Source organism: Pararhizobium polonicum, from assembly GCF_001687365.1.
GTDB classification, from domain to species: domain Bacteria; phylum Pseudomonadota; class Alphaproteobacteria; order Rhizobiales; family Rhizobiaceae; genus Pararhizobium; species Pararhizobium polonicum.
In genome coordinates, this window is sequence record NZ_CM004503.1 from 115984 (window position 1) to 129633 (window position 13650).

13 protein-coding genes are annotated in these 13650 nt (G+C 54.4%); 5 read left to right on the forward strand and 8 right to left on the reverse strand.

The window, feature by feature from the left end; genetic code table 11:
- From nocQ to nocP, 3 genes are all read right to left on the reverse strand, one after another.
- Window positions 1-711 carry a nopaline ABC transporter permease NocQ gene (nocQ, locus tag ADU59_RS01390; protein WP_010891638.1) on the reverse strand — a complete coding sequence of 237 codons (711 nt, stop codon included), beginning with the start codon at window positions 709-711 and terminating at the stop codon, window positions 1-3.
- Window positions 712-785: 74 nt separating this feature from the next.
- Window positions 786-1637 carry a nopaline ABC transporter substrate-binding protein NocT gene (gene nocT / locus ADU59_RS01395; protein WP_068950951.1) on the reverse strand — a complete coding sequence of 284 codons (852 nt, stop codon included), beginning with the start codon at window positions 1635-1637 and terminating at the stop codon, window positions 786-788.
- A 64-nt stretch (window positions 1638-1701) separates the two neighbouring features.
- On the reverse strand, window positions 1702-2475 hold the full coding sequence (gene nocP, locus ADU59_RS01400; protein ID WP_068950953.1) for a nopaline ABC transporter ATP-binding protein NocP: 774 nt from the start codon (window positions 2473-2475) through the stop codon (window positions 1702-1704).
- Between the two features lie 248 nt (window positions 2476-2723).
- On the opposite strand from nocP, the gene ADU59_RS01405 reads away from it, so the two are divergent.
- The 5 genes from ADU59_RS01405 to ADU59_RS01425 all read left to right on the forward strand — a co-directional run bounded on the left by ADU59_RS01405 (window position 2724) and on the right by ADU59_RS01425 (window position 9410).
- The gene (locus ADU59_RS01405) at window positions 2724-3626 is read left to right on the forward strand and encodes a LysR family transcriptional regulator (protein WP_068950955.1); all 903 of its coding nucleotides are present in this window, start codon (window positions 2724-2726) and stop codon (window positions 3624-3626) included.
- Between the two features lie 301 nt (window positions 3627-3927).
- Entirely contained in the window at window positions 3928-5388 is a 1461-nt protein-coding gene (locus ADU59_RS01410) for an NAD-dependent succinate-semialdehyde dehydrogenase (RefSeq protein WP_068950957.1), read from the forward strand.
- A gap of 20 nt (window positions 5389-5408) precedes the next feature.
- Entirely contained in the window at window positions 5409-6437 is a 1029-nt protein-coding gene (locus ADU59_RS01415; protein WP_068951018.1) for an ABC transporter ATP-binding protein, read from the forward strand.
- On the forward strand, window positions 6434-8233 hold the full coding sequence (locus ADU59_RS01420) for an ABC transporter permease subunit (protein ID WP_068950959.1): 1800 nt from the start codon (window positions 6434-6436) through the stop codon (window positions 8231-8233). Before ADU59_RS01415 ends, ADU59_RS01420 begins: the two co-directional genes overlap by 4 nt.
- 232 nt (window positions 8234-8465) lie before the next feature.
- The gene (locus tag ADU59_RS01425) at window positions 8466-9410 is read left to right on the forward strand and encodes an extracellular solute-binding protein (RefSeq protein WP_158515690.1); all 945 of its coding nucleotides are present in this window, start codon (window positions 8466-8468) and stop codon (window positions 9408-9410) included.
- Between the two features lie 172 nt (window positions 9411-9582).
- Here the strand turns inward: ADU59_RS01425 and ADU59_RS31090 are convergent, their stop codons facing one another.
- From ADU59_RS31090 to ADU59_RS01440, 5 genes are all read right to left on the reverse strand, one after another.
- Window positions 9583-9924 (reverse strand): NAD/NADP octopine/nopaline dehydrogenase family protein, encoded by a 342-nt coding sequence (locus tag ADU59_RS31090; RefSeq protein ID WP_234885312.1) that lies wholly within the window; start codon window positions 9922-9924, stop codon window positions 9583-9585.
- Window positions 9822-10616 carry an NAD/NADP octopine/nopaline dehydrogenase family protein gene (locus ADU59_RS01430; RefSeq protein ID WP_234885316.1) on the reverse strand — a complete coding sequence of 265 codons (795 nt, stop codon included), beginning with the start codon at window positions 10614-10616 and terminating at the stop codon, window positions 9822-9824. The genes ADU59_RS31090 and ADU59_RS01430 overlap by 103 nt, the downstream gene beginning before the upstream one ends.
- Window positions 10617-10828: 212 nt before the next feature.
- Entirely contained in the window at window positions 10829-12208 is a 1380-nt protein-coding gene (locus ADU59_RS01435) for an FAD/NAD(P)-dependent oxidoreductase (protein WP_068950962.1), read from the reverse strand.
- Window positions 12205-12504: a (2Fe-2S)-binding protein gene (locus ADU59_RS29470; RefSeq protein ID WP_083198078.1), complete on the reverse strand. Its 300-nt coding sequence runs from the start codon at window positions 12502-12504 to the stop codon at window positions 12205-12207. The genes ADU59_RS01435 and ADU59_RS29470 overlap by 4 nt, the downstream gene beginning before the upstream one ends.
- Complete coding sequence (locus ADU59_RS01440) at window positions 12485-13594, reverse strand: NAD(P)/FAD-dependent oxidoreductase (RefSeq protein ID WP_068950964.1); 1110 nt, start codon at window positions 13592-13594, stop codon at window positions 12485-12487. The genes ADU59_RS29470 and ADU59_RS01440 overlap by 20 nt, the downstream gene beginning before the upstream one ends.
- Window positions 13595-13650 lie beyond the last annotated feature (56 nt).

The window sequence follows — 13650 nt, forward strand, 5'->3', positions numbered from 1 at the left end:
CTATTGGCTCCTCACACCGCGGTTCGCCCATTTTTCAGCTTTGAGAAAGCCCCGGTTTGAGACGGAGGAAAGCAGAAGGAAGATCACGAAGGCGGTGATGTAGAAGGTAAATGGCTGTTTCGTCGAACCCGCACCCATGGCCGCAGTCCGCATGATCTCGACTAGACCGACAACAGAGATCAGCGAAGTGTCCTTGAGGGTGAACTGCCAGACATTTCCCAGCCCGGGCAGCGCGAATCTGGCGGCTTGGGGGATTAATACCCGGCGCAGGCGCAGCCACGGACCCATTCCAATGGATTTCGCTGCTTCGATCTGTCCGGGTGGAACAGCGAGAACGGCTGCGCGAATGACTTCTGTCGCATACGCTCCCGCACTCACGCTGATGCAAAGCACACCGATCACGAAGATCGGAGGCTCGATGTAGCCCTCGTATCCGAAAAGCCCGTTGGCGATTGTCCGCAGGAGTGTCCCACCGCCGAAGAACACCAGAAAGATGATGAGCAGTTCGGGGACACCGCGAACAACTGTCGTATAGACGTCGCCGAGCAAGCGTAGTGACCAAAAACGGGAAAGCTTTGCCGCAGCAAAGAGCGAACCGAAGATGATTCCGAAAAAGTACGAACAGGCTGCAACGACAACGGTCATCATCGCCCCTCGCGCCAGTTCATCGCCCCAGCCGGCATCCCCCCATTGAAGTAGTGTTAAATCCATGGCCTACGCCTCAAGCTTTGCAAAACGCAAAGAGCGCCGGCCGAATAAATGCCGACGCTCCGATTGAAAGAGAATTACTGCTTGGGGGAGGCGTCGTAGCCGAACCACTGTTGGGACAGCTTCTGAACCGTGCCGTCCGCGATGGCGGCATCAATTGCCTTGTCGAACAGGGCTTTGAGGTCCGCATCTTCTTTGCGGATGCCAACACCGACGCCCTTGCCGAACAGCCCCCCCGTCATTCTCGGGCCGAACATCTTGAGGTCCTTGTTGTCGGGCTTGTCCGTCAGCGGCTTCAGGAAGCTGACCGAAGCCAGGCTTGCGTCGATCCGGCCCGCCTTCAGATCCATCACGACGTTATCTATGGTGTCGTAAGTCGAGATCTGCACGCTCGGCATCATCTGTTTCATGAATGCTTCATGAGATGTGCCGGCCTGAACGCCGAACTTAACGCCTTCGAAAATCTTGGTGAATTTGTCCAACTCGGCTTTCTGCTCGGGGGTGATATTGTCGAGCGGAAGATTTTCGATTGCCACCTGGGTCTTCAGAAGCGGGCTGTCCGCTGTCGTCAGGAACGTCATCGGCGTGAGGAGATACGGCCGGGAGAACGCAATTACCTTTTCGCGCGCCGGCTGAATTCCTATCGCCGCCATGATGGCATCATAACGGCCGGCCGTGAGCGAAGGAATGATCCCATCCCAAGCCTGCTCGACGAATTTACATTCGATGTTCATGCGCTTGCAAAGGTCATTTCCGAGATCGATATCAAAGCCGATCAGTTTACCGCCCGCGTCCTTGAAGTTGTACGGCGCATAGGACCCTTCGGTCGCGATCGTAATGCTTTTGTAGTCCTTGGCTTGGGTCGGGCCTGCCGCGAGAAGCACACCAGTCACGACTGCCGCAAGCGCATTCAAGTTGAAGAATTTCATAACGTTCACCTCTGTTGCTGTTTTGGTTATTTTCGAATGCTGGTTGATCTGTGCGCCTGCGCGCTCACAGAACGCTGGAGAGGAAGGCCCGACACCTTGGTGACGTCGGGTTCTGGAACACTTCTTGCGGCGTTCCCTGCTCTTCGATTTGCCCCTTCTCGAGGAAGAGAACCTTGCTCGATACGTCGCGAGCGAAACCCATTTCGTGCGTGACAACGACCATTGTCCGGCCCTCTTCGGCAAGCTTCCTGATCACCTTCAGGACTTCGCCTACCAGTTCCGGATCGAGAGCGGACGTCGGTTCATCGAAGAGAAGCGCGCTCGGCTGCATTGCCAGTGCGCGTGCAATGCTGACACGCTGTTGCTGTCCGCCCGACAATTGAGACGGATAGGCGTCGTGCTTGTCGGCAATGCCAACCTTGTCGAGGAAATCCATCGCCCGATCGCGAACTTCGCCTTTCGGCTGCTTGAGAACGTGGAGGGGCCCCTCCATGACGTTCTGCAGAACCGTCATATGCCCCCACAAATTGAAGCTCTGGAACACCATGCCGAGCTGCATCCGCATGCGTTCGATCTTTTTGCGATCAACGCCGACCAGCCGACCAGCCGCATCGGTCTTCACGAGGACCTCGTCCTGCCCGACCGCGATACGGCCCTTGTTCGGAGTTTCGAGGAAGTTCATACAGCGCAGGAAGGTACTCTTGCCGGAGCCGGAACTACCAATGATAGAGACAACATCACCCTTGTTGGCGCTTAAAGTGATGCCCTTTAGAACCTTGAGTGGCCCAAAGTTCTTGTGAATATCCTCCGCCACCAGAGCGGGCTGCATTGCATTCATTGAAGTCCCCTTATTATTCTATCCTCCAGCATCCGGGGAGCGATGAATTTCAGAGGACTATCCGCTAATCGTGGAAAACTGCCATCTCTCCTCAGAGACTGCAGCCTATTTCCCGTCGTAGCCAAGTCATACTGACCAACGTCATCCGCGAAATTGGAGAATTATTTAAGAGGTTAGTAGGATCTTGCCTTCCATATCGCAAGGGTAGTAATAAGCATGCGCCCATGTGTGAATGTTATGGAGGCAATATGATACAATCGCGTCAGCTCGAAGCATTCCGAGCAGTTATGCTGACCGGTGGGATGACATCAGCAGCAGACTTGGTGAGAATCACGCAGCCCGCTATCAGTCGTTTAATCAAAGATCTAGAAGACGAGATTGGACTTCGGCTTTTCGAACGTTCGGGAAATCGTCTAAGGCCAACCCGCGAAGCAGGGATCCTCTTCAAGGAGGTTTCGAGGCACTTCAACGGTATTCGGCACATTGAAAAAGTCGCTGACGAGCTGAAAAAGTCTCACATGGGCTCGCTTCGCATAGCCTGCTATACCGCGCCGGCCTTAAGTTTCATGTCTGACCTGATTCAAAACTTCATATCGGAACGTCCCGACGTTTCGATCTACCTGGATACGGTTCCATCACAAACTGTGTTGGAACTAGTGGCGTTGCAACACTACGACCTAGGCATATCCATTTTCACAGGAGAATATCCGGGCCTTTCGATCGAGCCGGTTCCTGCTTTTCGCGCGGTCTGCGTTCTGCCTGACGGTCATCGCCTTCTGGAAAAGGAAACGGTAGAAGCCACCGATTTAGAGGGGGAGTCGCTAATATGTCTGTCTCCAGTAAGTCTTCTAAGGATGCAGACGGACGCCGTTTTGGATGACTACAACGTTCACTGCTCTCGACGGATCGAGAGCAGCATGGCACTCAGCCTCTGCGATCTCGTAAGCAAGGGAATAGGGTTAGGAATTACGGACCCATTTACTGCCGGTTATTACTCGGCCAGGCCTCTCCACCAGCGTCCATTTAATCCGCCGGTCCCGTATCATTTCGCAATCGTGCTTCCCAGCGAGAGCCCGCCCAATCGGTTAGTTAGCGAGTTCCGAGGAGCCCTGTTAGTAGCTCTAAAAAAGCTGCGGTACGAAACCGTGTAGATTTCTGTCCATCGTCAAGTTTGGCAATTCCGCGATAAGGGAACTCCGAGGGTTGAAACCTCGGGTTTCCGAATCTCGTAATTTGGTCGCGCTCAAGCAGGCGAGACTGACATCCCCCAAAGGCGCTCTACGCCTCTGCTTGCTATAACCCTGACGAATACCATCCCCAAGATTTCGACTTTGACTTATTTCCTCCATCCCGTTGAAGTCTTGATACCGGACGATCAGCAAATCTTACTTTCAAGTTAACTCGTGACCAACCGGCAGAGCATGAGCCATAGCGGAGCAGGTGTTAGAAAAAATGGGCAATCATACTGAAGCTAAACTCTTCATCAACGGCGAATGGAAAGCACGAGCTGGTGCTCCGATTATCAACCCGGCTGACGAAACCGAGCTAGGGATCGTACCATTTGCGACGGAAAATGACTTAGCAGCTGCTGTCGAAGCTGCAGAAATTGGCTTCAAAACTTGGTCCCATACATCTCCCTCACGCCGCTCGGAAATCATTCGCGACGCGGCTGCGCGTATCCGTGCAAACATCGAGATAATCGCGAGGGATATGACCCTGGAACAGGGGAAGCCACTAAACGAGGCTCGGAACGAAGTCCGCCGCTCCTGTCAGGTGCTCGAGTGGGATGCTGAGGAGGGACGAAGGACGTACGGCAGGGTCATCCCCGCTGAACAGGGATTACACAACAGTGTAAAACACTTACCGATCGGGCCCGTAGCGGCGTTTACACCCTGGAATTATCCGCTCAGCTCCGTCGCCCGCAAAGTAGGAGGAGCGCTCGCTGCTGGATGCAGCGTCGTACTCAAAGCATCCGAGGAAACGCCCGCGGCGGCAGTCCATCTGGTAAATGCATTTGCCGAAGCTGGTCTTCCCGAAGGCGTGCTAAACCTTGTTTTCGGAAATCCGTCTCAAATATCGCGTTTTTTTATTGCCCACCGGGTGATCCGCATGCTCGCCTTTACGGGATCAGTACCTGTTGGAAAAAGTCTTGCTGCGCAAGCAGGTGAATTTATGAAACCTTGCTTGATGGAGCTTGGGGGCCACTCTCCTGTGATAGTTTGCGATGATGTTGATCCTCGTGAAGCGGGAATAAAGTCCGCTCTCGCAAAAGCAAGCAATGCAGGCCAGATTTGCACCGCGCCAACCCGTTGGTTCGTCGCGGCCTCCCATTTTGAAGAATTCGCTGATCAAATGGCAACAACTGCTCGTTCTGTACGGATCGGTAACGGCCTCGATCCTGAAACACAAATGGGCCCCCTTGCAAACGCTCGTCGAATTGCAGCGATGCAGGATCTTATTTCCGACGCCGTGAAGAAGGGCGCCGACGTACTCTCGGGCGGAGAGAGGGCTGCGAACAAAGGTTATTACTGGCCTCTTACTGTACTCGCGAACGTCCCCGATGATGCAAGGATCATGTACGAAGAACCTTTTGGTCCAGTTGCGCTGGTAAATCCGGTATCGAGCGTCGCGGAAGCTGTGAGCAAGGCAAACTCACTAGAGTTCGGATTGGCAGGATATGCGCTGACGCATTCTGCCGATAATATCGCTTATCTTACCGATCATCTCGAAGTCGGCAATTTCGCTATCAACCAATTCGTTTCGTCGCTCCCAGAGACCCCGTTTGGGGGGATGAAAGATTCAGGTTACGGCCGAGAAGGAGGTACTGAGGGACTCCTGAACTACACCATCACGCGTAGCATCTCTCATAAGACACGCAGCATTGAGGGTAGTCGCCCGGGCTTGAGCTCGTAATGCGAGAAGCGGGGTCAAAGATGAAACTGAAGATCGAAAACCTAGCAAAACGCTACGGCAACTTTGATGCCCTCAGGCCAACGTCCCTCGATGTGCCGGAAGGAGAGTTTCTGACGCTCCTTGGCCCATCAGGATCAGGCAAGACTACGCTTTTAACGATGATCGCCGGCCTTAGCCTCCCCGATTCTGGCGATATATATATCGACGGCAAACGGGCGACCAAAGAGCCCGCCTTTAACCGCGACATCGGAATGGTGTTTCAAAATTATGCACTATTCCCGCATCTGAGCATCGCCGAGAATGTAGCTTTTCCCCTGCGAATGCGCCGCATACCCGAAGGCGAGATCCGCCAGCGAGTCACGACTATGCTTGAGATGATAAGTCTTCCTCACGTAGCCGATAGGGTCCCAAGAGAACTGTCAGGAGGGCAGCAGCAACGCGTCGCACTTGCCAGAGCCATGGTTTATCGCCCTAGTATTGTTCTTATGGACGAGCCTTTAGGAGCTTTAGATAAAAACCTTCGGGAGCAGATGCAAATTGAGATCAAACATCTTCATAAGCGGCTGGGCACGACCATAATTTACGTCACCCACGACCAAGAAGAGGCAATGGCGATGTCAGATCGTATATGCCTCATGAATGGAGGCGGAGTAGAACAACTTTCTGAGCCGCAGGAAATCTACAATAGACCCGCTACTGTCTTTGCTGCCCAATTTATTGGGCAATCGAACGTCATGTCCGCCAATGAAGTTCTGGATCACAGTTGTTCGCCTGTGACTGTTGGGCATGGAACCAGAATTATGGTGAGGCCTGAGCATGTACGCATTGTTTCTGAGCCGCGCGCTCTGGATCACCACAGTACTGTGACATTTATCGAACGGATAAACACCGGACCGACTACACGTTATTTTTTCCGTTCAAACTCAAACCAGATTGTCTCAGCTCTAGTTCTAAACTCTGACTTGCCACATGAGCTTGTTGATGGACAAACATGTACGCTGTCCTGGCCCTCTGACCGATCGGTCGAAGTTCGGGAAATAAACCCATGAGCCCGATCACCCAGTCTACGGCGCGCCGAAAGCTCCCAGTTAGTGAGTTCCTCAGCAGATGGCCTCTGCTACAGATAGCACCGCTGCTGATATTTTTGACTCTAGTGTTCGTGCTTCCGGTTGGTTCGATACTTGTACTGAGCATCTACGATGGAACGGGTGCGCTAAGCCTAGAGAATTTTCGTCGCCTTTTCGGAAGTAACCTTTACACTGGAGTTCTACTCAAAACCATCCAAACAGCTAGCTGGACCACAGGTCTCTGTCTGCTTTTTGGTTATCCCGTCGCTTTCGCATTGACTAAGGCAAGGGCGAACTTTCAAGTCGCCTTGCTTGCTGCCGTCCTAGTGCCGCTGTGGACAAGCTTCCTGATACGCAGCCTCTCCTTGGTCATCGTATTTGGCAGGCGCGGTGTCATCAACGGCACCGCCGAACAATTTGGTTGGATCGACACCCCGCTAGCGTTCATCTACAACTGGAGCGGAGTAATGATCGGGCTGACAAACTCTCTGTTGCCGCTCTCAATCATTACTATGTATTCCGTGATGCAGGCTATCGAACCAAACTTAGCGAAGGCGGCAAGTACGCTCGGGGCGCGCCCCTCTCATGGATTTTGGAGGGTCTATTTCCCGCTCTCTGTTCCCGGTGTTGCTGCCGGGGGGATCTTAACCTTTGTAAGCGCTCTCGGTTTTTTTATCACGCCACAATTACTTGGCAGTCCGCGCGAAACGATGATTGCACAGTTGATTATTCAGCAAATCGACGAACTCCTTAACTGGAATTTCGGCGCAGCTATTGCGGTAATGTTGCTCGCTGCCACACTTATTTCTTTCGTTGCCTTCGAGTTGGTCGTTGGTATGCAGATCCTAACAGGCGAAGAGTCTGGCAGGCGCCCATCAGGGTTCAACAAAGCAATTCGCACGGGTGGAATGAAACTCGTGAATGCGTTGTCATGGGTTACCGCATGGGTGGGGATTGGTTTTGAGAAGATCACAGGGTCTAAGCCCAAGGTTGCCGATAGTGATCGACGTCCGATCCTCATGATATTTTCAGTCGCGACAGCGTTATTTCTTTCACTTCCTATCTTCTTCATGATCCCTATTTCGTTTTCCGACAGTCTTCTTTTCGGGTGGCCGCCCCAGGGGTTGTCGTTTCGATGGTATGAAGCTGTAATAGGATCCAGCGTATGGATGTCTGCCGCAGGGCGTTCTTTCGGCGTCGCGTTGATAACAAGTGCCTTGGCGATATTGATGGCTGTACCATCCGCATTGTATCTTGTTAGACAAAGAGTACGCGGCAAGTTCTTGATGGTGCTGCTGCTCACAATACCGATATTTCTTCCCCACATCATCACCGGTGTAGCCTTGTACTACACCTACTCGCGGTATGGCCTCGTTGGGACATGGATCGGCTTAATTTTAGGCCATCTAGTGTTTTCCCTGCCTTATGCGACCATATCGCTGATGGCCGTGCTGAAAAATTACAACAGGTCAATCGACTACGCCGCCTGGACGCTTGGCGCCTCGAAGTTCGCGACGTTTCGACATATCACTCTTCCGATCATTAAGCCGGGTATTTACTCCGCGTTCCTGTTCGCCTTCATTCAATCGTTCGATGAAGTGACAGTCTCGTTGTTCATCACGGGTGGCCGGTTCACTACCCTCCCCAAGCAACTGTATCAACAAGCCGTCTATGGCGAGACGCCCGAGCTAGCGGCCGTTTCCACAATCCTTTTCGTGACCGTATGCCTGGTGATGATGGCTGCCCGACTTCTTAGCAAAAGAGCAACATCGTTTTAGTGACCTTCCATGCACGTAAGAAGGGGCACCTTTCGAGCGTTCGACGAGCGCGGGATGGAATGTGCTGGAAGCCCTTATAAACAAAGAACCAGAGGAGAACGAAATGCTTACGAGAAGACTACTATTGAAAACTACTACCGGGATCCTTGGTGCGGCTATAGCTTCGCCTGCTATCATCGGGCGAGCATCTGCTGCAGGAGAGACCCTCTATATCGCAGACTCGGGGGGGTCCGTGACAAAGATCTACAGAGAGGCGCTCTATGACCCGTTTGAGAAAGAGACGGGAATACGCATCGAGGCAGTGGTGCGGTCACCCCAGCCTGTCGCACAGATGAAGTCGATGGTAGAAACGCGCAACTACACGTTCGACGCAACCGTCGGCGGAGGCATGGACCAAGGAGCGTTCTACGCGCAAAATGGTTTGATTGAAGAGTTTGATCTCCCAAAGGAACTATTTGACGATTTGCCTGCCGCAGTCAGAAACATTCGGGGCTTTGTTCCCGACACAATTTCCGCATTTTCGACCATCTACCGCCCCTCAGCAACGAAGAGACAACTTTCGTCGGTAGCGGATATCTGGGACATGTCGATCAAGGGGACCCGATCGTTACCCCGTTCGGGTCGAGATACAATTGAGTGGGCGTTGCGCGCCGACGGCGTGCCTGCAGGCGAAGCCATTGCCAAGGAGCTTCAGACTGAAGCTGGCTGGAAGAGGGCGTTCGCAAAGTTGGATGAAATCAAACCAAACATTCTGATTTGGTGGACCAACGCGCCCCATAGCGCGCAGATCCTGCATAACGGCGAGGTCGACATCGTTCCAACCTATACCAATCGCGCGTATGACCTCATGGCTCAGGGGGAAAAGCTCGAAATAATGTGGAACGAAGGCTATTACACGGCCTACGGTTGGGCAATTCCAAAGGGCAACCCCAAGGCGGAGCTTGTCGAAAAGCTGATCCTTTATTCCCTTGACCCTGAACGTCAGGCGAAGCGAGCAGCGCCTACCGGTCAGGGGACACCTTCGGCGAAGGCTTTCAAGTTCATAGAGGAGAATAAATCCAAGTTGCTGCCGACCCATCCGGACAATTTCAGCAAGTTGGTTCCGCTCGACTACCAGTTCTGGGGCGCCAATCTTACCAAGGCGAATGAGCGCTTCAACGAGTGGCTAGCAAAGTAGTGGACTACGACGGCGCGCGCTGTAATGTTCAGCGCGCTTCTTTCATCAATCGCCTGCTTGACCTTGCATAGCGGACTGACGGCTAGACTGGGCAGTAAGGACGACGCATGGTCACTGTCGAACGGTCTAATTTTCATTGGCGACCAGTGGGTGGCGACGGCCCTCGTAATGATCATGCTTGAAAATGACCTTCAACCACCAAACTTACTAAAGTCACCCTGTCAAGTGATCCGAGTTCCGGGAGAATGTCGTTATCCTTGCTCAAATCGCGGCCGTAGCAAGCGCTGAGGATCTCGGCGCCGCTCTCATGCGATGGAGCCCTGACACCGCCCATCTGCGCGAGGTAGATCGTGGCAATCAGCCCGAACGGTACGTCCTCAAGAATATAGCGGGTGTTGATATCCTTTGGGCCTATCGGATCCTTTGCCTGCTTTGCAAGCTTTGCATAGACTTCTGCGACGGAATCTCCGGAGGTCCCGTGTGAAAGCACCGAGTGATCGAAAATAGCCCGCACAGTCTTGCCGAACGCCGCAGCGATTTCTGTCCTCTCCCGATCAAGGCCTCAAGCAGTCTTGCCACGGTCGGCGTGACATTAGTGTTCTGGCCCCAGGCCTCGCTGCGCTCTATCCGCGTTAGGTTACATAGCGCAATTCCCATATGATTTTGCGGATTTAGGTTACTGAGCGCTACCGTCAGCATATCGTCCTTGATCAGGAAACGGGCGCCAAAAAGATCTTCACAGATTTCGTGTGCTTCCTTCGTGCGCCGAACCGGCAGGACCGCAATGTCGACCTTCGCTCGGATCGCACCGATCCGGATATGCGTTGACGACTGGGCTTTGCTTGTCAGGAGTGTGGTGTTCCAAACGCCGATCGGAATTTCGACACTGCGTTCGCTCGACCGCTTCGCCAGATAGAGTGCTGCAAACGACAGATGCCCGCTGACGATGACGGTATGCCGAGGCTCAATATGCGGCACCAGACTATCGAGCACCATTCGGTGGCCGTAGGCTGGTAGAGCAAGGATAATTACATAGCTCCTCGCGAGCTTCTCTGCACTCATGCAGATCGAGACATTGAAGCTGCCTTCCAATGCGCCTGTTACCGTCAAAGGTACCCCCTCTAGAAGGCCAGCAACTGACTTTCCGGAAGGAGACCAGACGCAGGTGGTATGACCACGGCTCAAAAGGAAAGACGCGTAGCTCATGGCGATGGCGCCTGCACCGGCAATGCCTTACTGCATTTTTCTACCTATTGTTTACTGGCGGTATCGACAAGTTGCCCGCGACTTGGAAATTCTCACCAAAACCGCTGGACCGTCAGCGCTTCTGTTAGCAAATCGAAAAAATCGGATTGAGCGACGTTATCAGCTCTTGATAGATCATTGACATGCCGTTGCCGCGCACGCGAGATCTGCCTTCATTCGGTGCGCTCCTGGTCCCCGAGCGAGGCAACTTCTCCGAGCGTTATCGGCTTTAAAGGCGGCCTGATGTTGAAAAAGCTGACATCCCCGACTGGCAGGTTATGTAATTCGGCAAGTATGGCTTGCATCGAATAGCCGCATTGCCGTCCCTGGCACGGCCCCATTCCACAACGCGTGGCAGCCTTGATCGCGTTCGGGTCCGGAGCACTATTGCTTGCGACCTTGCGAATGGTTCCGGCGGTCACTTCTTCGCATCGGCAGACGATAACGTCATCGGCAATCTGCAACCTCGGTGGCGGATAAAGCGCGTCCAAAAAAGGGCGCAGGGCAAGCGCCCGGCTACGACGCTGGTCAAGTCGATCCTGACTCCGTAAAGCGTCTGAATCGACAGGTAGACCGAGCCGTGCGGCAATCCCGAGTGCAGCGATCTTTCCGGATATGACCGCTGCCGCCCAACCGCCAATCCCGCCGGCATCACCGGCGACGAACAGTCCTTCGCGACTGGTTTCACCCCACCGGTTCAGTCTTGCGGCAAAATAGTTCTGCTCAGAATTCCAGTCATGGGCACAGCCCAATGCGAGCGTCTCATGAATACGGGGAACGATGCCCTCGTGCACCAGTAGAACGTCTGCCTTGACCTTTTGACGCTCGGCTCCAGCCGTCCATTCGATATGTTCAAGCCGGCCGTCACCGTCTGCCCGCAAGTCGCCGACACCTCGTACCATCCGTCCGCTGCGGCGAAGCTGCCATTGCCAACGGATACCCTTTGCAAGGCCAGAAAAGTCACGCCATGCGCTAGGCAACCTAGCCAATGCACCCAGACCTGGACCCCTCGATGTGTCGAGAAATCCGGAAACACGACCATTCAGGCCAAGCACCTGGGTAGTGTAGAGAAGTGGCAAAGGGCCGGCGCCGGCAATCCACACCTCACCTTGCGGCAACATGCCACCGGATTTCAGCAGGATCTGGGCTGCGCCGACCGTCATGACACCTGGAAGCGTCCAGCCTACAAAGGGGACCGGCCGCTCCTGGGCCCCATTGGCGAGAAGGATCGCACGCGCGCTCACCCGGCGCGCCTGTCCCTCGCTAGTCAGAAACAGAGTCCACTCGTCCTCTATCTGCCAGACCTGCGTTGAAGGAGAATACTCCGCCCCTGAATCCCTGAAGGCAGTTGTCAGAGCTCGTCCGCTTTCATAATCAGGCCCAAGAGCTGCCGGGACCGGACCAGAAGAGTTCCGTTCGATGCCACGCCAGATTTGACCGCCCGGTGCAGGCTGCTCATCGACAACGAGGACAGATAGACCCAGTTGGCGCGATCGCACCGCCGCCGCCATGCCAGCAGGCCCCGCACCAATCACCACCACATCATGGATCATCGCGCGATCTCCCTGGGTCCTTGCTGACTTTCGATTCGCATCCCCGGTTTCACGGGAACCATGCAGCCTTGTATTGAGGCAACGCCATCGACGATAACCAAACAGTCGAAACAGACGCCCATTTGGCAATAGGGAAGACGAGGCGCTCCGCTGACGGTTGAAGTCCGCCCTGCCCCAGGAACTCGCAACAACACACCGGCGACTGTTTCTCCCTTCCAGGCCGGCGTCTCCGCGCCATTGACCAGAACGATCATATCTGACGTGTTAGCCAGGCCTTCATGCACGCTTCTGAACATCGAATCTTCCATTAGAAAAAGGTGCGAACTCGTCCGGCAAGTGTCCACTTGCCATGGCCGGCCCGATCATTGCCGCATGGGCGGCGGCAAGTGTAACGCCCGAATGGCAGGCAACTGCAAACAGGCCCGGATGATTGGGAGACGCCGCATAAATCGGAGTTTTATCCAGCGGTAGCACCCGGACGCCCGCCCATTGCCTCACCAGCCGAGCCGATCCAAGTGCAGGAATAATGCGTAACGCCCGCTGCGACAGCTTCGCCGCGGATGAGACGGTAACGCCCGTATCGGCAAAGTCTTCATTTGTTGCGCCAATCATGATCGTTCCATCGGCAGTTTGCCTAAGACCACTTCCGGGGAACGGCAGCATGGGTGCGAAGCGCTCGGTGACCAGGATCTGCCCGCGCTCCGACCGCAGCGGCACCGACAGGCCAAGCGGCTCAGTCAGTGCCGGGGTGTTAAGACCCGCAGCCACGATGACACGTGGAGCCTTCAAACTGCCTTGAGCTGCAAGAACACTGAAGCCGCCCGAAACCGGAAGGATCTTTTCCACGGGATTGCGAAATAAGATATTGCCGCCCATGGCTGGGATTGCACGGTGCAAGGCAGCCAGAAGCTGCAGAGGATTTACATGCCCATCCAGCTTGCAGTAGCTCGCGCCGACGACATCCGGTCCAAGGGTTACCGCTGGCAACATGTGCTCAAGGTCGGCACGGGAAACCATCACCGTATCGGCTTGCGCACCTTGATTATGCGTTCGCTCATTGATCGCCGCTCTTGTCTCATACTCGGCTTCGCTCAAGCAGAAAACCAAGCCGCCAGGTCGTGAGTAGTCCACAGGCAACGAGGAGCTATTCACTAGATCCTTTTGAAAGTCGGGCCAGAGGTCTGAGCTTTGCCGCGTCAAGATGCTATATGCCGGAGCATTGGTCCCCTTACCTTGCACCCAGACGAGCCCGAAATTGGCGCGCGCTGCACGTAGATCTCGATCGGCGCCGTCGACGACCATCACCGTGCGGCCGGCTTTTGCAACTCCAAAGGCCAAAGCCGTACCGACAACGCCTGCTCCAATAACGATGACATCAGCGTCCACGTGTGATCTCCTTTGCTACTTGTCACACTCTGGAATGCGACCTAGTAAGTCAAAGT